Origin of the sequence: Janthinobacterium aquaticum (genome assembly GCF_009208565.1) — a bacterium.
Classification (GTDB): domain Bacteria; phylum Pseudomonadota; class Gammaproteobacteria; order Burkholderiales; family Burkholderiaceae_D; genus Janthinobacterium.
The window spans coordinates 130554-151896 of sequence record NZ_WFLK01000006.1 but is presented as its reverse complement, the minus strand read 5'-3'; the positions used below and the strand labels follow the sequence as shown (position 1 = coordinate 151896).

At 63.4% G+C, this 21343-nt stretch carries 14 protein-coding genes and 1 pseudogene; 10 read left to right on the top strand and 5 right to left on the bottom strand.

The window, feature by feature from the left end; translation table 11 throughout:
- Positions 1-15: 15 nt before the first annotated feature.
- The 5 genes from GCM43_RS11855 to GCM43_RS11835 all read left to right on the top strand — a co-directional run bounded on the left by GCM43_RS11855 (position 16) and on the right by GCM43_RS11835 (position 6598).
- Complete coding sequence (locus GCM43_RS11855; RefSeq protein WP_152244452.1) at positions 16-1065, top strand: ABC transporter ATP-binding protein; 1050 nt, start codon at positions 16-18, stop codon at positions 1063-1065.
- Complete coding sequence (locus tag GCM43_RS11850; RefSeq protein WP_152244450.1) at positions 1062-2543, top strand: mannitol dehydrogenase family protein; 1482 nt, start codon at positions 1062-1064, stop codon at positions 2541-2543. Before GCM43_RS11855 ends, GCM43_RS11850 begins: the two co-directional genes overlap by 4 nt.
- Before the next feature lie 7 nt (positions 2544-2550).
- A complete protein-coding gene (locus GCM43_RS11845; RefSeq protein WP_152244448.1) occupies positions 2551-3459 on the top strand; it encodes an AraC family transcriptional regulator in 909 nt (302 codons plus the stop codon).
- A 53-nt stretch (positions 3460-3512) separates the two neighbouring features.
- Positions 3513-4424, top strand: coding sequence for a helix-turn-helix domain-containing protein (locus GCM43_RS11840; protein WP_152244446.1), 912 nt, complete (start codon positions 3513-3515; stop codon positions 4422-4424).
- Positions 4425-4537: 113 nt separating this feature from the next.
- The gene (locus tag GCM43_RS11835; protein WP_152244444.1) at positions 4538-6598 is read left to right on the top strand and encodes an esterase-like activity of phytase family protein; all 2061 of its coding nucleotides are present in this window, start codon (positions 4538-4540) and stop codon (positions 6596-6598) included.
- Positions 6599-6735: 137 nt separating this feature from the next.
- On the opposite strand, the gene GCM43_RS11830 is transcribed toward GCM43_RS11835, so the two are convergent.
- Positions 6736-8820, bottom strand: a complete 2085-nt coding sequence (locus GCM43_RS11830; protein WP_152244442.1) for a S9 family peptidase — start codon at positions 8818-8820, stop codon at positions 6736-6738.
- Positions 8821-9050: 230 nt separating this feature from the next.
- Here GCM43_RS11830 and GCM43_RS11825 point away from each other — a divergent pair, with 230 nt between their 5' ends.
- Together GCM43_RS11825 and GCM43_RS26500 are read left to right on the top strand one after the other, a co-directional pair.
- Entirely contained in the window at positions 9051-9620 is a 570-nt protein-coding gene (locus GCM43_RS11825; RefSeq protein ID WP_152244440.1) for a hypothetical protein, read from the top strand.
- Between the two features lie 178 nt (positions 9621-9798).
- Positions 9799-11520, top strand: coding sequence for a methyl-accepting chemotaxis protein (locus GCM43_RS26500; RefSeq protein WP_319636958.1), 1722 nt, complete (start codon positions 9799-9801; stop codon positions 11518-11520).
- A gap of 208 nt (positions 11521-11728) precedes the next feature.
- Here GCM43_RS26500 and GCM43_RS26495 read toward each other — a convergent pair.
- Both GCM43_RS26495 and GCM43_RS11810 read right to left on the bottom strand, forming a co-directional pair.
- Positions 11729-12214 (bottom strand): annotated as a pseudogene (locus tag GCM43_RS26495) (DUF2071 domain-containing protein); the annotation flags it as partial.
- Between the two features lie 60 nt (positions 12215-12274).
- Positions 12275-13057: a 3-hydroxybutyrate dehydrogenase gene (locus tag GCM43_RS11810; protein ID WP_152244436.1), complete on the bottom strand. Its 783-nt coding sequence runs from the start codon at positions 13055-13057 to the stop codon at positions 12275-12277.
- Between the two features lie 189 nt (positions 13058-13246).
- Here GCM43_RS11810 and GCM43_RS11805 point away from each other — a divergent pair, with 189 nt between their 5' ends.
- Positions 13247-14812 (top strand): FGGY-family carbohydrate kinase, encoded by a 1566-nt coding sequence (locus tag GCM43_RS11805; RefSeq protein WP_152244434.1) that lies wholly within the window; start codon positions 13247-13249, stop codon positions 14810-14812.
- A 242-nt stretch (positions 14813-15054) separates the two neighbouring features.
- Complete coding sequence (locus tag GCM43_RS11800) at positions 15055-17361, top strand: TonB-dependent hemoglobin/transferrin/lactoferrin family receptor (RefSeq protein WP_193315600.1); 2307 nt, start codon at positions 15055-15057, stop codon at positions 17359-17361.
- 121 nt (positions 17362-17482) lie between these two features.
- On the opposite strand, the gene GCM43_RS11795 is transcribed toward GCM43_RS11800, so the two are convergent.
- Entirely contained in the window at positions 17483-18676 is a 1194-nt protein-coding gene (locus GCM43_RS11795) for an aminotransferase-like domain-containing protein (protein ID WP_152244430.1), read from the bottom strand.
- Positions 18677-18813: 137 nt separating this feature from the next.
- The gene (locus tag GCM43_RS11790) at positions 18814-19728 is read right to left on the bottom strand and encodes a DMT family transporter (RefSeq protein ID WP_152244428.1); all 915 of its coding nucleotides are present in this window, start codon (positions 19726-19728) and stop codon (positions 18814-18816) included.
- Positions 19729-19830: 102 nt separating this feature from the next.
- Here GCM43_RS11790 and GCM43_RS11785 point away from each other — a divergent pair, with 102 nt between their 5' ends.
- Positions 19831-21273, top strand: a complete 1443-nt coding sequence (locus GCM43_RS11785; RefSeq protein ID WP_152244426.1) for an aminotransferase-like domain-containing protein — start codon at positions 19831-19833, stop codon at positions 21271-21273.
- Positions 21274-21343: the final 70 nt, after the last annotated feature.

Genomic DNA, 21343 nt, shown 5'->3' with positions numbered 1-21343 from the left:
ATTTAGGATGACACCATGGCTTATCTCCAACTAAAAAACATTGAAAAATTTTTCGGCGAGCACCGCGCCATCAAGGGCATCGACCTGGAAATCAAGCAGGGCGAATTTGTGGTGTTTGTCGGGCCGTCCGGCTGCGGCAAGTCGACTTTGCTGCGCCTGATCGCGGGCCTGGAACCAATCGACAACGGCACGCTGTCGCTCGACGGGCGCGATATCACCAGCCTGCCATCGTCCAAGCGCGACCTGGCGATGGTGTTCCAGTCGTACGCGCTGTATCCGCACATGACGGTGTACCAGAACATGTCGTTTGCGCTGAAACTGGCCGGCGTCGACCCGAAGATCATCCGTGAAAAAGTCGACAAGGCGGCCGCCATTCTCGATCTGGCGCGCTACCTGGAACGCACGCCCAAGGAACTGTCGGGCGGCCAGCGCCAGCGCGTGGCGATCGGCCGCGCCATCGTGCGCGACCCCAAGGTATTCCTGTTCGACGAACCGCTGTCGAACCTCGATGCGGCGCTGCGTGTGCAGACCCGCATCGAGATCGCCAAGCTGCACCGCGAACTGGGCGCCACCACCATTTACGTCACCCATGACCAGGTCGAAGCGATGACGCTGGCCGACCGCGTGGTGGTGCTGCGCGACGGCCAGATCGAGCAGCATGGTTCGCCCCTGGAGCTGTATGACCGGCCGGCCAACCGCTTCGTGGCGCAGTTTATCGGCACGCCGAGCATGAATGTGGTGCCGTTGGACGCGGCGCCGCAGCTGCTGTCCGGCGCCAGCCAGGCGCCATCGGACGGCTTTGTCGGCGTTCGCCCCGAGCATGTGCTGCTGGGTGATGTGCAGCCGGGCAGCGTGCCGGTCACGGTCGAACTGGTCGAGTCGCTGGGGGTGGAAACGCTGACCTATGTGCGCCTGCCCAACGACGTGCAACTGGTCTCGCGCGGCGCCGAGCGCAGCCGCCTGCAGCCTGGCCAGCAGACGCACGTCGCTTTCGATCAAAACTTTATCCATTATTTTGACGCTGCAGGCAAGAGCCGCGCGCCAGCACCGGGAGTATCGGCATGACCGAATTGAAACTGAACCAGGCAGCGCTGGCGCAACTGCCGGCCAACGTCACCGGCCCCGCTTATCCGCGCCAGTCGCTGGCGCCTTCCATCGTGCATATCGGCGTGGGCGGTTTTTACCGCGCGCACCAGGCGGTCTACCTCGATGACCTGCTGGCGCTGCCCGATACCGAGGCCGGGCAGTGGGGTTATTGCGGCGTAAGCCTGCTGCCGCACGACGCGGCCATGCGCGACGCCATGCAGGGCCAGGATGGCCTCTATACGGTGGTCGAGCGCAGCGCCGCCGGCGATGTGGCGCGCGTGATCGGCTGCGTGGGCGCGTATCTGTATGCACCCGACGACCCGCAGGCGGTGCTGGAAAAAATGGCCCATCCGGCCACACGCATCGTCTCGCTGACGATTACCGAAGGCGGCTACTATGTCAACCAGGGCACCGGGGAATTCGACGCGCAGCATCCCGATATCGTCTACGAACTGGCGCACCCGCAGGCGCCGCGCAGTTCGTTCGGCTATCTGCTGAACGCGCTGGCGTTGCGGCGCGCGCGCGGGCTGGCGCCATTTACCGTGATGTCCTGCGATAACCTGCAAAACAATGGCGAGGTCACGCGCCAGATGCTGCTGGCGTTTGCCGCACTGCGCGATGCGGACCTGGCGCAGTGGCTGCGCGAGCATTGCAGCTTCCCCAACAGCATGGTCGACCGCATTACACCGGCCACCACTGATGAACACCGCGCGCTGGTGCGCGAACAGTTTGGCCTGGTCGATGCGTGGCCGGTGGTGTGCGAGCCGTTTCGCCAGTGGGTGATCGAAGACGCGTTTCCGCAAGGGCGCCCGGCCTGGGAGCGGGTCGGCGCGCAGATGACGCACGACGTGCTGCCGTATGAAAAAATGAAGCTGCGCCTGCTCAACGCCAGCCACCAGGCGCTGTGCTATATCGGCATGCAGCTGGGCTATACCTACGCGCATGAAGCGATGGCCGATGACGCGATCCGCGCGCTGGTGCGGCGCTTGATGGATGACGAAGTCACTCCCCTGCTTGATTCGGTACCCGGCGTCGACCTGGAACAATACAAGGCTACCTTGATCGAGCGCTTTTCCAATCCGGCCGTGCGCGACCAGCTGGCACGCATCGGCACCGAAGGCTCGGCGCGCATACCGAAGTTCGTGCTGCCGTCCGTGCGCGAGGCGCTGGCGCAAAACCGGCCGATCCGGCTGCTGGCCTTTACGGTGGCCTGCTGGTTTCGCTATCTGGAAGGCCATGACGAAGCGGGGCGTGCGATGCCGCTCAACGATCCGTACGCCGAGCGGCTGCGGGCGCTGGCCGTGCAGGGCGGTGCCGATGCTGCCGCCTTGCTGTCGCTGCGCGAGCTGTTTGGCGAACTGTCTGACTCGCCTGCCTTTACCGGGGCGGTGGCGCAGGCGCTGGCCGCGCTGTACGGGAACGGTGCACGCGCGGCGCTTGAACAGGCAGTAGCCTGAGGCGGCCATGGCAAGCCGGGCACCCCAGGTCGAGCACGAGCAGCAGCGCGACGCCACGCCTGGCTTCGAACCCAAGGGCAGCTTTGGTTTTATCCGCTATCTCGAGCATGGCTTTCCCAACGCGCTGGTGCGCTGGCATTACCATGACGAGTACGAGCTGCACCTGATCGTTGAAAGTAGCGGCAAGGTCTTTGTGGGCGACTATATCGGTCAGTTTGCACCGGGCCACCTGGTGCTGACCGGACCGCGCGTACCGCATAACTGGGTCTCGCTCGACACCCCGCCCGAAGGCGTGGCGCTGCGCGACATGGTGGTGCAGTTTGCGCATGCGCCGCTGGTCTCGATGGCCAGCGCGATTCCCGAAGTGAAAAGCATCCTGCCGCTGCTGGCGCGCGCGCTGCACGGCGTGGAATTTTTCGATGTCAGCGAGCTGGCGCAGCGGCGCCTGCAGCGTATCCGCGACAGCAGCGGCCTGCCGCGCTTTATCGAGTTCCTGACGCTGCTGGGCGAGCTGGCGCAGACCAGCCGCTTCCAGCTGCTGTCGACCGTGCCGATGCAATCGAACGATGACGATGTCTCGCTGGCGCGCGTCAGTTCGGCCATCAACTTTATCGTCCATAACTACAGCAGCCAGTTTACGCTGACCCAGCTGGCCAACCAGGTGGACATGAGCGAGCGCACCTTTTCGCGCTTCTTTCGCAGCGCCACCGGCAACAGCTTTACCGACTTCGTCAACCGCCTGCGCATCAACAAGGCCTGCCAGCTGCTGATGGAAACTGAACGCTATGTCAGCAATATCTGCTACGAGTCGGGTTTTAACAACGTGGCCAATTTCAACCGCCGCTTCCTGGAGCTCAAGGGCATGACGCCCAAGCAGTTCCGCCAGCAGGCGCTGGGGCGCTTCGGACAGGGCTAGCCCGGACGCGCCGTTGTGGGTTACATTGGCAGTTAAAAAAGCAGGAGACCAGCATGGATTACGCAGGCTACAAGGACATCGAACGCAAGCCGCCCGAGCTTGAGCGCGAAAGCTACGACGGCATCATCAACTATCTCGAACACGGCTATCCCAGTTCGCGCGTGCGCTGGCATTGCCATGAAGAGTATGAACTGCACCTGATCGTGGCCACCAGCGGGCGCCTGTTCGTGGGCGACTATATCGGCGAGTTTTCACCGGGCCACCTGGTGCTGACCGGGCCGCGCCTGCCGCATAACTGGATTTCAACGGTGGTGCCCGAGGGCGGGGTGGCGCTGCGCGACATGATCGTGCAGTTTGCGCATGCGCCGATGGCCGGCGCGGCGCGCGTGATTCCCGAACTGCGCGAGCTGCTGGCGCTGCTCGAGCGTTCCAGCTATGGCGTCGAGTTCTTCGGCCTGTCGCACGAGGTCGAGCAGCACCTGGCGTGCATCCGCGCCACCCATGGCGCCGAGCGCTTTGCCCATTTCGTGCAGATGATGAGCAAGCTGGCACGTACCGCCGATTACCGCCTGCTGTCGAGCGCCTCGCTGCGCTCCTACGATGACGACGCCACGCTGGCCAAGGTCAATGCGGTGCTCAACTACATTACGGAAAACTACCGCGAGCCGATTTCAGCCGAGATGCTGGCCGAGCAGGTCGGCATGTCGCTGAGCAAATTCTCGCGTTTCTTCCGCAAGGCCACCGGCAACAGCTTTACCGATTTTCTGAGCCGGCTGCGCATCAACAAGGCCTGCCAGTTGCTGATGGATACCGACCAGTATGTGGCCAATGTCTGCTATGACGTGGGCTTCCAGAACGTGGCCAACTTCAACCGGCGCTTTTTGCAGGTCAAGGGCATGTCGCCCAAGCAGTTTCGGCGCCAGGCCGAAGGGCGTTTTGGCGGCATCGGTGGGCCGCCTGCCTAAGCGCTGTCACTTCGTTACAACATCGTTGTAACCGTTATTGTGACATGTCACGCGCTTGTCATTTTGCTACTTTAAGCTTCCCGGCTTCCCTTACCCCTTTAGCCGAGGAATGCATGAACGCTGCCGTAACGACTGTCCCGAAACTGACCCTGCTGGCGCTGGCCGCCTGCCTGTGCCTGTCCGCCTGTGGCGGCAGCGACAGTGACCATGCCGAGCCGGCCAAGCCAGTGGCCGTGACGGGCGTTTTCCTTGATGGTGCCGTGGAAGGTCTTGAGTATGTGGCCGGCAGCGCAGCCAAGGCCAAGGCGACCACCAGCGCCAAAGGCGAATTTTCCTGCATGCCAGGCGACACCGTCACCTTCAGCGTGGGCGGCCTGGCGCTGGGCAGCACCCTGTGCGCGCCGCTGGTCACGCCGATGGCGCTCGCTGCCGCCAACAGCGTGCAGGATGAAAAGCTGATCAACCGCCTGCTGGCGCTGCAATTGCTCGATGAAGACAGCGACCCGTCGAACGGCATCAGGCTGACGGCGGCAGTTCGCACGGCACTGGCCGGCAAGACGCTTGATTTTTCCGCGGCGCCAGCGGCGTTCAATACGGCGCTGGCGGCACACCTGGCCACGCTGGGCGGCAATTATGCGGCGCGCAGCGTGGACGCTGACCGCCGCGCGCTGGTGCGCGAGCATTTTGAAGATACGCTGGCCTCGAAAGCCGGTGCGCCGGTCAATGAAACGCTGACGCAGACCAATCCGGTGGGCGAAGTGAATGTGACGGTTACGCGCTACCAGATCCAGGCGGCCAGCAGCTTCTATGTGCCGTACGAAGGCAGCAATGCGAAAATCAAGGGCGAATTTCCAAACGGCTTTTTGCCATCGTACGGTTCTGGCCTGGCCTTCAAGGGCACCACCGCCACCGGCGACCTTGAGTTTTACGGCCTGACCGACCGCGGCCCGAACGGCGACGGCCCACTGGTTCCCAATCCCTTCGGCAGCGGCACGGTTGGCAGCAAAATCTTCCCGTCGCCTAGCTTTGCGCCATCGTTTGGCGTGATCACGGTAGGTAAAAATGGTGCGGTGCTGACCTCGTCCACGCCGATCAAGGTCTCGGCCAGCGTGGCCACCTCGGGCTTGCCGGTACCGGTCGGCACGGTCGGCAATTCGGCCGAGATTCCGGTGATGGACGCGATGAAATACGACCCTGCCGGCAAGGCCGTGTTCAATGCGGGCGGCCTCGATTCGGAAGCCATCGTGCTCGACAAGAAGCGCAATGCGCTGTGGGTATCCGACGAATACGGCCCGTTCGTGATCAAAATCGATGCGGCGACCGGCATCATCCAGGCCAGATATGAGCCGGGCAAGGGCCTGCCTGCGCTGTTTGCCAAGCGCCGCGCCAATCGCGGCATGGAAGGCATGACGCTCGACACTTCCAATGACAAGCTGTACGGCTTCCTGCAAAGCCCGTTGTCGGACGGTACCGCCATGTATTCGGTGACGAAAAAAGCCGAGCAGGTCGAGCGCTTTGCCCGCTTTACGCGCTGGATCGAGTTCGATCCGACCAATGGCACCAGCGGCAGGATGTTTGCCTATCCGCTCGACGCAGCCGACTACCAGGATGGTCGCACCGGCAACGCCAAGCTGGGCGACATGGTGGCTTTGGGTGGTGGAAAATTCCTGGTGATCGAGCAGGGCGCCGCGCCCAGCGGCAAGGTGTTCAACAAGCTGATGCTGGTGGACCTGAACGGCGCCACCGATATTTCAGCTGCGGCCTATAACGCGGCCACGTCGGATCTGGAGAAAAGCAGCATGGCCGGCAACGCCGTCAATGGCGCCGACTGGGCTGGCGTGAAGGCGATGAAAAAGACGCTGTTGCTGGACTTGAACGCGATTGGCTGGGCGGCGGAAAAAGCCGAAGGCCTGACGCTGGTCGACGGTTCGACCATCGCGCTGGCCAACGACAACGACTTCGGCATGAAAACCAAGGTCTATGACGCGAAAGGTGTGGAAGTGGCTGACGCCGATGTGACCAAATGTACCGTGGATGCAGCCGGCGTGATCGTTACCAGCAGCAACGCCGGCTGCAACGCCGCCAACACCATCCGCGTGGCCCGCGGCGAAGACCGCGAGCGCCCGAGCCGGCTGTGGATTGTGAAGTTTGCCAAGGCGCTCAATAGCTATTAAGCGGCGGCGGTATCGCGGGTGTTTGTCGGATTACGCGGCGCGGTGCGCCGCTAATCCGACCTACGGTTAATCGCAGCCATGTAGGTCGGATTAGGCCCTGCGGGCCGTAATCCGACAACATTGTTGGCGTTACAGTCTTACTTTTTCGTGTAAGTATTGAGCCAATCCAGCACCGTGTGATGCCACAGCAGCGAGTTTGCCGGTTTCAGGACCCAGTGGTTTTCGTCCGGGAACATCAGCAGCTTGCTCGGGATGCCCTGGCGCTGCAGTGCGGTGAAGGTGCCCAGGCCCTGGGTGGTCGGGATACGGAAGTCCAGGTCGCCCTGTACCACCAGCATCGGCGTCTTCCAGTTCTTCACGTAGTTGACCGGGTTGAACTGCTCGTGTTTGGCGGCGGCGTCGTAATAGGTACCGCCGTTTTCCCACTCGTTGAACCACAGTTCTTCGGTCGAGTAGTACATGGCGCGGTTGTCGAAGACGCCGTCATGGTTGACCAGGCATTTGAAGCCATCCGGCCAGTTACCGGCGATCCAGTTCATCATGTAGCCGCCGTAGGACGCGCCCAGCGCGCAGCTGCGTTCGCGGTCCAGCCACGGGAATTTCTGGACTGCTGCCTCCAGACCCTTCTGCAGGTCGACCAGTGGCTTGCCACCCCAGTCGCCGCTGATCGAGTCGGTGAACTTCTGGCCATAGCCGGTCGAACCGTGGAAGTCGATAAACACGGTGGCGTAGCCGGCGCCCGCATACACCTGCGGATTCCAGCGGTAGCTCCAGCTGTTGCCAAAGCTGCCTTGCGGGCCGCCGTGCACCAGGAAGGCGATCGGATACTTTTCACCGGCCTTGGCGTTCCATGGCTTCATCACGTGGCCGTACACGGTCTCGCCATTGGCGCCGGCAAACGAGAACTGCTCATACTCGCCAAAACGCACATCGGCCAGGGCGGCAGCATTCTGTTTCGTCAGCTGCACCATCGGTGCCGTCTCGGACCTGGCGTCGAGCTTGCGCTGGTACAGCTGCGCGCCTGACGCCAGGTTGGCCTGGGTCAGCACGATGGTGTTGCCGCGAACGTCAAAGCCGCCGACGGCGCCCTTGCCGGTCAGTGGCGCAACCTTGCCGCTGGCCGCGTCGATATGGAACAGGCGATGCTGGCCGATATCGTCGGCGGCGGCCAGGAAGCCCTTGCCGTCCGGCGTCCAGCGGAAGTCGGCCACCGAGCGATCCCAGTCATGGGCCACGGTGCGTTTCTTGCCGGTGGCAACGTCCATCAGCACCAGGTGGAAGCGGTCCGCCTCAAAGCCCGGTTTGTCCATCGCTACCCAGGCCAGCGTGCGGCCGTCAGGCGAATAAGTGGCCTTGGCATCCCAGGCCGGGTTGTCGGCCGTCAGGTTGCGCGGCGCTTCGCCGCCGGTAGCGGCAATCGTGTAGACGTCGAAGTTGGTCGACCACGCTTCCGTGCGGCCGGCTACGCGCACCGAGAAGGCCACCGTCTTGCCGTCCGGGCTGAAGTTGTATTCGCTGTTGTCGCCAAATGGTTTTGATGGCGCATCGCCATTGAGGGTGCCCGACAGGCTGACTGGCGTGGCGCTGACCTTGCCGCTGGCATCGATCGGCGCCGAGTACAGCGCATTGCGGCGGCCATCGGCCCAGGTGTCCCAGTGGCGCACGAAGAGTTCGTTGTAGACTTTGCCGGAGGCCTTGTTGGCAGCCTTGTCGTCCAGGCGTTTTTTGCTGCAGGCGATGTCAAGGCAGTCGAGGAAAACGCCCATGCTGAAAGCCAGGCGGTCGCCCTGCGGCGACACGCGGAAGGTGTCGATATCGAGCGGCTGGTCGGTCACGCGCACCGCTTCGCCGCCATTCATCGGCAGTTGCCACACTTGCGAGGAGCCTGAGCGGCCGGACAGGAAGTAGATCGCGTCGCCTTTGGGCGACCATTGCGGATCGCTGGCGCTGGCAGCGCCGTTGGTCAGCTGGCGCGGCGCGGCATTGGGGGCGCGCAGGTCGATCAGCCACAATTGGGTATTGCCGCGATTCTTGTCGAGGTTGGTGCTGCGCACTGTGTAGACCACGCGCGTGGCGTCCGGCGACAGCGCCGGGCTGCCGACGCGTTCCATGGCAACCATGTCTTCGACGGTAAAACCGCGCGGCGCAGCCAGCGCCGGCACGGCGGCAGTGGTGGCCATGGCGGCACTGAATGCTCCCAAGAGCAGCATACGTAAGCTCATTCAAACTCCCGTTGTTATAGAGTGGGTATCGAGGGTGCCGAGGGTGTCGGCATCGGCCGGCGGGTTGCCGGCAGGGCGTCATCATAGCAACAAAGTTGCCGGCGCTGGCAGAAGCGGTTGCCTCCAAGGCCATCATGGCACTTGCGATTCAGGAAATGTTTCTATCGTGACAGATGTTTTTTTATGAGGTGATAGACTCGCGAACCTGATCAACTTTCCTTCTTTTTCCTATGCGCCTGTCCTTACTTGCCTTCGCCACCCTGTTTGCCGCTTCGGCCGTACACGGTGCCACCATGCCGACCCAGCAGCAGATCCAGGCGGCCGTCGATGCCGGCGTTGCCAAAACCGGCGGCACCATACCGATGGCCTTCAAAATTACCAGCCTGAAGGGCTGCCTGCCGTCGCAGGAAGTCGATGGCGAAGTGGCGTGCCTGGTTGGCATGAGCGCCGGCATGCGCGATGGCTTTACCGTGCTGCCACTGCGCCAGAATGGCGGCAACTGGATCGGCGTGGAACGCAAGAAAGCCAAATTTCCAGGCCCTGCGCCAGAAGTGGCCCAGACGCTGATACGCGACTGGGCCAACAAACTGGCAGCAAGCGATCCGCAGGCGGCCAAGGACCCGCAAGTACAGGAAGCGCAAACGGTCATGCAGGTCAAGACGATCGAGCAGTGCGAAGTCAAACGCCAGAGCGGTTATGTTGCCTGCAACGCGGTGCTGACAGTGCCGGGCAAGCCCGATATCAGCACCGATCTGCAATTTGTCTATGAGGACGCAGCCTGGCAGTACGTGCCGCGCTAGTATCTGTGGCAGGCTGCAATATTTCTACCTTTGCAAGCAATTGCGCCTGCAAAAAAATCCCCGTTCAGGCAAGTCAGCACTATTACAATAAATGTATCGGTTGCCCGCTGCCTGGCGTTCCAGCGCCGGCGGCGCGCCCGCTCCCGTCTGCATACAGACTACAGCCAAGGATACGACCATGCGCTTGAACCTGCCTGTTACCGATGTTGAAATCAATCTCAGCGATACCGAGACCATCGTCTCGACTACCGACTTGCAAGGCAATATCACGTACGCCAATCCGTATTTCATTGCCATCAGCGGTTACAGCGCAGAAGAGCTGATGGGCGCGCCGCAAAATATCCTGCGCCACCCCGATATGCCGGTCGAGGCGTTTGCCGATTTCTGGGCAACCATCCGCTCAGGCCGTTCCTGGAGCGGGATGGTGAAGAACCGCTGCAAGAACGGCGATTATTACTGGGTGCTGGCCAATGTCACGCCGGTGGTGGAGGATGGCGTAGCGGTCGGCTATATGTCGGTGCGCACCAAGCCGTCGCGCCAGCAGGTGGCGCAGGCGGCAGCGCTGTATGCGCGCATCAAGGCCGGGCAGGCGGGCGGCATTGCCATCAGCCAGGGCGCAGCGGTGCACACCGGGCCGCTGGCAAAGTTGCTGAGCATGCGTGACATGGCGTTAGGCAAGCGGGTCGGCTGGAATATGGGCTTGCTGAGCCTGGCGCTGCTGCTGCAACTGGCCTGGCATGCCGGCCTGATACCCAAATCGGCTGACGGCTGGCTGACGGCATTGTCGGTAGCGGCGCTGGCGGCCACGCTGTATTTCTGGCATGCGCTGCACCGCACCGTGCTGCAGCCCTTGCAGCAGGCGCGCCAGGCCTGCGACGTGATGGCCGGCGGCGATTTGACCGGCGAAATCGACACGACCCGGCGCGACGAGATGGGCCAACTGCTGCGCTCGCTGCGCCAGTTGCGCGTCAATCTGCATTCAATCGTCGGCGATGTGCGCGGCAATTTTCTGCACATCAGCACGGCCAGCCACGAAATTGCCAGTGGCAATATGGATCTGTCGAGCCGTACCGAAGCGCAGGCCTCGGCCCTGCAGCAGACGGCGTCGAGCATGGAGCAACTGGCCGCCACGGTGCAGCAAAACAGCAGCAATGCGGTACAGGCCAGCGATATGGCGGGCCGCGCGCGCGAACTGGCCGGCCACGGCGGTGTAGTGGTGGGCCAACTGGTGGCGATGATGGATGAAATTAACGCGTCGTCGAAAAAGATCGGCGACATTACCGGCATTATCGAAGGCATCGCCTTCCAGACCAATATCCTGGCCTTGAATGCGGCGGTGGAAGCGGCGCGCGCTGGCGACCAGGGGCGCGGCTTTGCGGTGGTGGCCGGCGAGGTGCGCAGCCTGGCCCAGCGCAGCGCGGCCGCCGCCACCGAGATCAAGCAGCTGATCACCGCCTCCCTGCAGCAGGTGGAAGAAGGCGCGCGGCTGGCCGCCCAGGCCGGCGCCAGCAGCAGCGACATGCTGGGCGCCGTGCAGGGCGTGCACGGCATCATGAGCGAGATTGCTGCCGCTTCGCGCGAGCAGAGCCACGGCATTGCCCAGGTCAACCTGGCCGTCACGCAGATGGATGAGGTCACGCAGCAAAATGCAGCACTGGTGGAGGAATCGGCGGCCGCCTCGGGCGCGCTGCAGAGTCAAACGCAGCAGCTCGAACAGGCGATGGCCTTGTTCAAGCTGGAGCGGCGCGCGGCAAGAGCCGCTCAGACAGGGCGCGGAACGCCACGGCCGGCACCAAAAAGGCAAAAGGCGCTGACACCGGCGGCAATACGTCATCCAAACCATAGTCGGCCAGCCGCGGTGACAGCGCGCGCACTTGCGTCAGGTCAACCGGCAGGCTGATTTCGCCATAGGCCAGGCGGCCGTTGCGCGGCACAGGCGCCACGGCCGCATCCTGGCAGGCCAGAAACGCGACGGCGTCGCGCCAGCTGCCAAACATCGCCTGCCAGTCGCCATCGAGTTGCTGCTCGCCGAAACGGCAGTCGATATCGAGGGCCGGCGCACTGCCGCTGCCGGGCGTAATGGCGCAGCGCACCTGTGTCGCGGTGACCTCATGGGCCATGCTTGCGGCCAGGTGTGTGGGCAGCAGGTCGCTGAACAGCCGCGTGCCCAGCGCATAAGGCAGCGAATCCATCACGTTTTTCAGGAAAAATACACACGCCACGTCGGGCGCGCCGGGTGGCGTGTGCGCCAGATACAGGCGCCAGTTGCTTTGCAACGGGGAAGGCAGAGCGCGGCGCAGCGGCCCCAGCAAAGCAGGACCGAAATGGCCGTGGCGATAGGTCAGTACGGTAAAGGGCGTCTTGCCGTTGCGCTGCCATAGCGGTGTGCCGGGCGGCAGCAGCGCTTGCGCCGCTTCGGCGTCGACCAGCCAGCTGACGTAGATCACGTCGCGCACCTCGCTGGCCAGCGTCAGGAACGGCAGGCGCGACAGCACAGCCTGGCGCGCATCGGCCAGCCGGCTGGAATGGGCCAGCCGTTCAAACAGGCGGCCGATACGGCCCGGATGCGGGTGGCGATAGCGGTTATCGTGCATGGGATAGAGACAGCGGCCCGGGCGCGCTGCTGCATGGCCCGGGCGTTACTGCGATGTGAGTTATTGCATGTACCAGCCGTGGCTGACCACGATCGACTGGCCGCTCAGTGCGTTCGACGGGAAGGCCGCCAGGAACACGGCCGTCTGCGCCACGTCTTGGGTGGTGGTGAATTCACCGTCGATGGTGTCTTTCAGCATGACTTTCTTGATCACGTCTTCTTCGCTGATATTGAGCTGGGCGGCCTGCTCGGGTATCTGCTTGTCGACCAGCGGCGTGCGCACGAATCCCGGGCAGATCACGTTGGCGCGGATATTGTCGGCTGCGCCTTCCTTGGCCACCACTTTGGCCAGGCCCAGCAAACCGTGCTTGGCTGCTACATAGGCGCTCTTGAACTTCGAGCCTTCATGCGAATGGACCGAACCCATGTAGATAATGGCGCCGCCGCGCCCGCCCTTGACCATGGCGCGCATGCAGGCGCGGGTCGTCAAAAAGGCGCCGTCCAGATGGATGGCCAGCATTTTTTTCCATTGATCGAACTGGAAGTCGACTACCGGGCTGATGATCTGGATACCGGCATTGCTGATCAGCACATCGATACCGCCAAAGTGGGCGACGGCATCGTCGACGCCCTTGTCGACCTGTTCTTCGCTCGACACATCCATGGCCACGGCAAACGCCTGGCCGCCCGATTGATTGATTTCACCGGCGGTCTTGCTGGCCGCGTCGAGCGACAGGTCGGCAATCACGACTTTTGCGCCCTGTTTGGCGTATTCGATGGCGATTTCCTTGCCGATGCCGCTGGCGGCGCCGGTAATGAGTGCGACTTTATCTTTGAGTTGCATAGGGATCCTTGTGGGGTGGAAGATTCACAAAAACTTGCCGCTGCCAGTATAGCCAGAAAACGCCGTCTGCACCGTGCACGTGCGTCAAGCCTGCGGCATCGCGCTTTGCTCGCGGCAGCAAGGCTGGCAGAATGGAGCAGACGCAGTTACATAGGCCGATTTGAACGCAATGACCATGGCGCGCTGATAATGGAAAACAAAGAGTACGTGCTGGCCATCGACAACGGCACGCAAAGCGTGCGCGCGCTGCTGTTCGACGCGCACGGCAACCTGGCGGCCAAGGCGCAGGTATTGATCGACGCCTACGAAGCGCCGCAGCCCGGCTGGGCCGAACATGACGCCGAAGGCTATTGGCAGGCCGTGTGCGAGGCTTGCCAGCAATTGTGGCGCACCAGCGGCGTGACGCCGGCGCAGGTCAGGGGCGTGGCGGTGACCACCCAGCGCGGCACGGTGGTCAATCTTGACGCCGACGGTGCGCCGCTGCGCCCGGCCATTACCTGGCTCGACCAGCGCAGCACGCAGCAACTGCCGAAGCTGGCGCCGTGGTGGCGCGCTGCGTTCCGGCTGGTGCGCCTGGACGGCACGGTGCGCTACTTCCAGCGCGAAGCCGAGATCAACTGGATACATGCCGAGCAACCCGATCTGTGGCGCCGCACCGCCAAATTCCTGCTGCTGTCGGGTTTTTTGAACTACCGGCTGTGCGGCAGCCATATCGATTCGACCGCTTCGCAGGTGGCCTATATTCCGTTCGATTACAAGCGCCACCGCTGGGCAGGGCGGCTGGACTGGAAATGGCAGGCGCTGGCGATCCGTCGCGCCATGCTGCCCGAACTGATGGCGCCGGGCAGCCGGATCGGCGCCATCAGCGACGCCGCCGCCGAGGCGACCGGCATCGCGGCCGGTACGCCGCTGTTTGCCGCCGCTGCCGACAAGGCTTGCGAGGTGCTGGGCGCCGGCTGCAGCGCGCCGCATATGGCCTGCCTCAGTTATGGCACCACGGCCACCATCAATACCACCAATCGGAACTACCTGGAAGTGACGCGCTTTATTCCGCCGTATCCGGCCGCCATGCCGGGCGCCTACAGCACCGAAGTGCAGATATTTCGCGGCTACTGGATGGTCAACTGGTTCAAGGAGCAGTTTGGCGACCGCGAGCGGCAGGCCGCCGCCGAGGACGGCAGTGGCCAGTCGCCCGAAGCGCTGTTCGACAGGCTGGTCGAGGTGGTGCCGCCCGGGTCGATGGGGCTGATGCTGCAGCCTTACTGGAGCCCCGGCATCAAGGTGCCGGGGCCGGAAGCGAAGGGCGCCATGATCGGCTTTGGCGACGTGCATACGCGTGCGCATATGTATCGCGCCATCCTTGAGGGGCTGGCCTATGCGCTGCGCGAAGGCAAGGAGCGCATCGAGCGCAAGAGCGGCGTGCCCATTACCGTGCTGCGCGTGGCCGGCGGCGGCTCGCAGAGCGATGCGGCAATGCAGCTGACGGCCGATATTTTCGGCATGCCGGCCGAGCGCGCCCATGTGTACGAGGCGTCCGGCCTGGGGGCGGCCATCGCTGCCGCCGTCGGCCTGGGCTGGCATGCCGACTTTGTCGGCGCAGCACAGGCCATGACGCGTCGCGGCAAGGTATTCCAGCCGCAGCCGGCGCACGCAAAGATTTACGATCAGCTGTACCGGCGCGTGTACCGCAAGATGTATGCGCGGCTGCAGCCGTTGTATCGCGAGATTGCCGACATTACCGGTTATCCCGAGTAAATGCTGCAGATGATATTGCGAATCATTATCATTCAGTATATGATGTGCTCCGCATTTCACCTAGGCAACTGATCCCGGTGACTGCGTTGCGCCGCCGGCTATGTGCCAGCGGCGTGTCCGCGCGGGCAGAGCACCGCTGCAATGCCAGTTTCAACGCCGCCGCTTGAATCACACTCGCTTGCCTGACCTCTGCTCCAGCGTTTTTTCATACCAGAAGCATGAAAACCCAGGCAAGGAACGCAATGAATTCAAGCAGCACTGTGCAACCATCGACTCCACGCGCACTGACCCCGATCGCCGCCGCCGTGGCGCTGGCCGTCTCGCTCGGCTCCCTGTACAGCGCCAGCGCCCACGCTGCGGCTACTGCGGCTGCTACGGCTGACACCTCGAACGATACCCAGATGCCGACCATCAGCGTGTTTGGCGACGCCATCAACGCCGCCACTGCCGGGCGTTCCTATGTCACCAGCGCCGATATCGAGCGCCAGCAGGCCGACAACGTTGCCTCCCTGCTCGACACCCTGCCTGGCGTGGACCTGGCCGGCACCGCGCGTCCGAGTGGTCAGAGCCTCAATATCTGGGGTTTTAACAAGGTGCAGGACGTCAAGGTGATCCTCGATGGCGTGCCCAAGGGCTTCGAGAAATACCGCCAGGGTTCGATCTTTATCGAGCCCGAACTGATCAAGCAGATTGAAGTGAACAAGGGCGCCCATACCAGCCTGTACGGCAATGGCGGTTTTGGCGGCGTAATCACGGTCGAAACCAAGGACGCCAAAGACATGCTCGAAGGCGATGAAAAAATCGGCGCTTTCGTCAAATATGCACGCCACAGCAATAACGCCGAGAACGACGCCACCGTGGCCGTGTATGGCCGCACCGAAGACGGCCGCTTTGACGTGATGGCCTTTACCACCGAGCGCAAGTCGGACGATTTGCGCAAGCCCGATGGCAAGCCTTTCCGCTTTTCCGCCATCGACGCGCCTTCGAGCATGCTGAAACTGAATGTGCGCCTGACACCCGAGCAACTACTGACGCTGACCGCCATGAAGAGCGGCAGCACCGGCTGGGGCCCGTTTGCCGCCATGGGCGAGGACGTGCCGACGCCGACCGAAGCCGAGATCAAGCGCTATGGCCTGGACGAAGCGTGGCAGCGCAAGGCCGTCTACCGCGACCAGGATGACGACACCTATTCCATCAAATACCAGTACGCACCGGAAAACAATCCCTGGGTCAAGCTGACGGCCAGCATCGGCTATTCGCATACCGACCAGCACGACAAGCGCCTGGCCTCGGCCTCGCAAGGCTCCTACCTGGGTTCGCTCGGCAATGAAAGCTGGGCCTCGTATATCGACCGCATCGCCGACCTGCGCAATGAAAGCGTATTTACCACCGGCGCCTTGTCGCACGTGCTGCAGACCGGCCTGCAATGGCACAAGAATGCGCGCGACACCCTGATGTACTACCCGTCATCGACCGCGCTGAAGGATCCGAGCTACAACTACGGCTACTTTCAGCCTTACTATATGCCCGGTGGCAAGCAGGAAACGCGTGGCCTGTTTATCCAGGATGCCATCAGCTATGGCACGCTGACGATGACGGCGGCGCTGCGCCACGACCGCGTGGTGTCGGAAGGCACGCCCAACCTGGCGCCGCGCTACAACAGTCCGCTGCCGGCGGCCGGCCATGACTTCAGCGAAAAAACCCACGAGGACTGGTCGCCGCGCCTGGGCCTGTTCTGGAAGGCTACGCAGGAAGTGGCGCTGTTTGGCGACCTGAGCCGCACCTGGCGCGCACCGACCATCGACGAAATGTATTCGAACGAATATTATGTCTCGGCGCGCCTGGGTTCCAGCACGCCTGGCACCAGCCGCAATCTGGCGGTCGAGCGCGTGACGGCGGCGCGCCTGGGCGTGATGCTGCATCGCCAGGGCCTGTTTCTTGAGCGCGACGATGCGCAACTGCGCCTGACAGCCTACCAGAACCGCGTGACCGACAATATCGGCCCGCGCCTGGGCATCCTGGTCGAAGGCTATGTGCCGGGCAGCGGCGTGGGCTTGCCGCCAGGGTTGTCGTCTTACCGCAACCTGGCCGGCTTCCGCACCGAAGGGGTGGAGATCGAGTCCTACTACAACACGCCGCGCCTGTATGCCAGCGCGTCGCTGTCGATGCAGTACGGCACGCGCCACGGCGCCCAGCGCGATCCGTGGGGCAAGGATGAGCCGGTTTCTACGATTGCTCCCGACAAGCTGATGACTGGCCTGGGCTGGCGCTTCCCGGCGCAGGGCGCCACCATCGGCTGGCAAGGCCGCTTCGTGGCCAGGCAGGACCGCGTGCTGCCGGTCGGTAACGTGTATCGCCTGCCGCCATCGAAAGGCTACGCGCTGCACACGCTGTTTGCTTCCTGGAACGGCACGCAAGGCATCTGGCGCGGCACCGAAGTGCGACTGACGGTCGATAATGTGTTCAACCGTCACTATATGCCGTACCTGAGCGAAGCGGTGACTGGCGTGGGACGCAATGCCAAGCTCAGCATCTCGCGCAAGTTCTGATGCGGCGTAGGTCGGATTAGGCCCCGAAGGGGCCGTAATCCGACAACATTGTTGGCGTCAGCGGTATTGTCGGATTACGCGCTTGCGCGCTAATCCGACCTACGCAACACCAGGAAGCTGCTTACATTTTGGCTTTGATCAGTCTGCCCAGAATGGCCACGCCTTCGCGGATGCGCTCGGGTGGCACCGTGACAAATGAAAGGCGCAGGGTGTTCGTTTCCGGCGTGTTGGCGTAGAACGGCGCACCGGGCACGAACGCCACCTTGTTGGCAATGGCTTCATCGAGCAGCTGCATGGCGTCGATATGTTGCGGCAAGGTGACCCAGATAAACATGCCGCCTTGCGGGCGCGTCCAGCTCACGCCAGCCGGAAAGTGCGTTTCCAGCGCCGCAAGCATGGCCTGGCACTGGTCGCCGTACAGCTGCCGGATGCTCGGGATATGCTGCTCCAGGAAGCCATCCTTGACCACTTCATGCACCACCATCTGCGTCAGCTGCGAGGTATGCAGGTCGGCCGCCTGCTTGGCCAGTTCCAGGCGGCGCGCCAGCGGCAGCGGCGCCACCACGTAGCCGAGGCGGATGCCGGGCGTGAGCACCTTGGAGAACGAACCCATGTAGATCACACCGTCCGGGTTCATATTGAGCATTTTCGGCGACGGCGCGCCGTTGTAGCTGAGGGCGCCATACGGATCGTCCTCGATCAACGGCAGGCCGTGGCGCGCACATGTTTCCACCAGTTCAAGGCGGCGCGCCACCGACAGGCTGCGCCCGGTCGGATTCTGGAAGTTCGGCAGCGCATAGAGCAGGCGCGCACCATCGGCCAGCGGCGTGACCGAATCCGGCACCAGCCCTTCGTCATCGGTATCGACCGAGGCGAACTGCGGGCGATAGACGGAAAACGCCTGCAGCGCACCCAGATAGCTGGGGGTTTCCACCAGCACGCGGCTGCCTTCGTCGATCAGCACCTTGCCCAAAAGGTCCAGCGCCTGCTGCGAGCCCGACGTCATCAATATCTGTTCCGGTGAAATCGTGCTGCCTTCGATCGACAGCGAGTCGGCAATCCACTGGCGCAGCGGCAGATAGCCGTCGGTCGGACCGTACTGCAGCGCCACCTTGCCATTGTTGGCCAGTACCTTGTCAAACGCCGCCTGCATCTTTTCGACCGGGAAGGTGGCGGGCGAGGGCAGGCCGCCGGCAAACGAGATAATCTCCGGGCGCTGGGTGATTTTCAGGATTTCACGGATAAACGAACTTTGCAGTTGTTGCGCGCGCTGCGAAAAACGCCATTCGATGGGGGGGGACGGATTGATTTTCATGCGGGTCTCTATGGAAAAATGCCGAACTGCGCCGGCTGGTTGCCTGGCCGCTTGTGGCGACGCTGGAAAAGCGCAGCCGGATAGGCCGCGCCAAAGTTGCTGCGCCTTATTGTACGCCGGCGCCACCAGCCTGCCCATTATTTCAGCTTGCGCCCGATGGCCACCACGGCAATCACGGCGGCGGCAAACAACGCGCTGTCCGGTGTCAGCTCTTCACCCAGCAGCAGGGCGGCGCCCAGCAGCGTCAAAAACGGTTGCAGCAGTTGCACCTGGCCCACGCGCGCCACGCCGCCCAACGCCATCGCGCGGTACCAGAAGAAAAAGCCGATCAGCATGGAAAACACGGAAATATAGGCAAACGCCAGCCAGGCCTGGCTGCTGGCCTGCGCCATCAGCGCGCGCTGCGGCCACGCCACCGAGAGCACCGGCAGCAGCAAAAACGGAGCAGCCAGCACCAGCGCCCAGCAGATCACCTGCGCACCCGGCATGCTTTGCGCCAGGCGTCCGCCTTCGGCATAGCCCAGCGCGCCCAGCAGCACGGCGCCGAACATCAGCAGGTCGGCCTGGTGCAGGCTGCCGCCGCCCTGGCGCAGGGCAAAGCCGACCACCAGTGTGCTGCCGGCCAGCGCCATCAGCCAGAAACCCGTTGACGGGCGCTCTTTGCCGCGCAGTACGGCAAATACGGCCGTGGCCAGCGGCAGTATGCCGACCAGCACGGCGCCGTGCGAGGCGGGCAGGCTGCGCATGGCCAGCGAGGTCAGCCAGGGAAAACCGACCACGCAGCCGGTGGCCACCAGCCCCAGCGGCAGCCATTGCTCGCGGCGCGGCAGCGGCGCCTTCTTGATCCATAGCCACAGCGCCGCCAGGCAGGCTGCCGCCAGGGCACGTCCCAGCGCCTCGAAGGTGGCGTCCAGTTCAGCTACCGCCATGCGGGTAAACGGCAGCGTCAGGCTGAACATGGCGACGGCGACCAGCCCCAGCATCAGGCCGCGGCGGTCGTTGTGCAAGCGGGTAACGGAAATCTGGCGGGTATGGCTCGATGATAAAGACATGGCTGCACTTTGCTGGTAAAGGAGATGACGCTATGCTAGGCTGCTTGAGCAGTACAGTACAAATACACTTTTCCATTTAATCACCCACACTGTTATGGTCTGATGAGCAATACACCCGCCCCGGCTTTGCTGTCGCGCTTTTCCGGCGAAACCCTGATCGAGCAGATCGTGCGTTCGTTCGCCGCGCGCATCGACGACAAACTGCTGCGCGGCGGCGCGCGCATGCCGTCGATCCGCCAGTGCGCAGCCAGCCTCAATGTCTCGTGCGCCACAGTAGTGGCCAGCTACGACCGGCTGGTGGCGCTCGACTACCTGGAGTCGCGCCGCGGCGCCGGTTTTTTCGTGCGCGAGCGCTCGGCGCTCAATGTCGCCGCTGCCGCCGCTGTGCAAGCGGCGCCGGCGCAGGCAATGGACGTGGTCTGGCTGATCCGTCATACGTTTCGCCCCACGCCGGCGTCCCCCGGCGATCCGCCGCCGCCGGGCGTGGGCACCTTGCCCAATGACTGGCTCGATGGCGAGCTGCTGGCGCGCGCGCTGCGCGACGTGGGGCGTCAGAGCGGCTTGTCGCTGCTTGGCTATGGCGCGCCGCAGGGCTTCTTGCCGCTGCGCCAGCAGTTGCAGCTCAAGCTGGCTGGGCTGGAAATTGCCTGCCCGCCCGAGCAGTTCGTCACCACGGCCGGCGTGATGCAGGCGCTCGACCTGGTGGCGCGCGAATTTGCCCGCCCTGGCGACACCGTGTTTGTCGACGATCCGGCCTACTGGATGATGTTCGGCGCCTTTGCCGCTATGGGCCTGCAGGTGATCGGCATCCCGCGCCTGGCCGACGGGCCCGACCTGGCGCTGCTGGCCGAACTGGCGGCGCTGCACCGCCCCAAGCTGTATGTCATCAATTCGGTGCTGCACAATCCGACCTCGACTTCGCTGTCGGCCGCCAAGGCGTTCCAGGTGCTGCGGCTGGCCGAGCAGCATGACTTTATCGTGGTCGAGGACGATATTTACTGCGATCTGCATCCGGGCGGGGGTAGTGCGGCGCAGCCGGCCACGCGCCTGGCCGCGCTCGACCAGTTGCGCCGCGTGGTCTACCTGGGCGGCTTTTCCAAGAGCCTGGCGGCCAACCTGCGCGTGGGTTTTATTGCCGCCTCGCCCGAGCGCGCGCAGCGCCTGGCCGATCGCAAGATGTTGTCCACCCTGACTTCGAGCGATATCGGCGAGCGCATGGTGTACAAAATCCTGGCCCAGGGGCAGTACCGCAAGCATGTCGAGCGCCTGCGCGCCCGGCTCGACCGCGTACGCGCACCCACGCTGCGCAGGATCGAGCAGGCCGGGCTGCGCTTCGAGCCAGCGCAAGCGGGCATGTTTGTCTGGGCCGATGCCGGCTGCGACACCAATCTGCTGGCTGAAAAAGCGCTGCATGAAGGACTGGTGCTGGCGCCGGGCAGCCTGTTTTCGCCGCGCCAGCGCCCTTCGACCTATATGCGGTTGAACCTGGCGACGGTGCAGGATGAGCGCTTCTGGCGCTTCCTGGCGCAGTCGCTGGGGAGTTGACGATAGAAATTTGCATGTTGGCATCTTGAAATGGCTGACGCCATCCCCAATTGCCCGACATTCGTCCGAT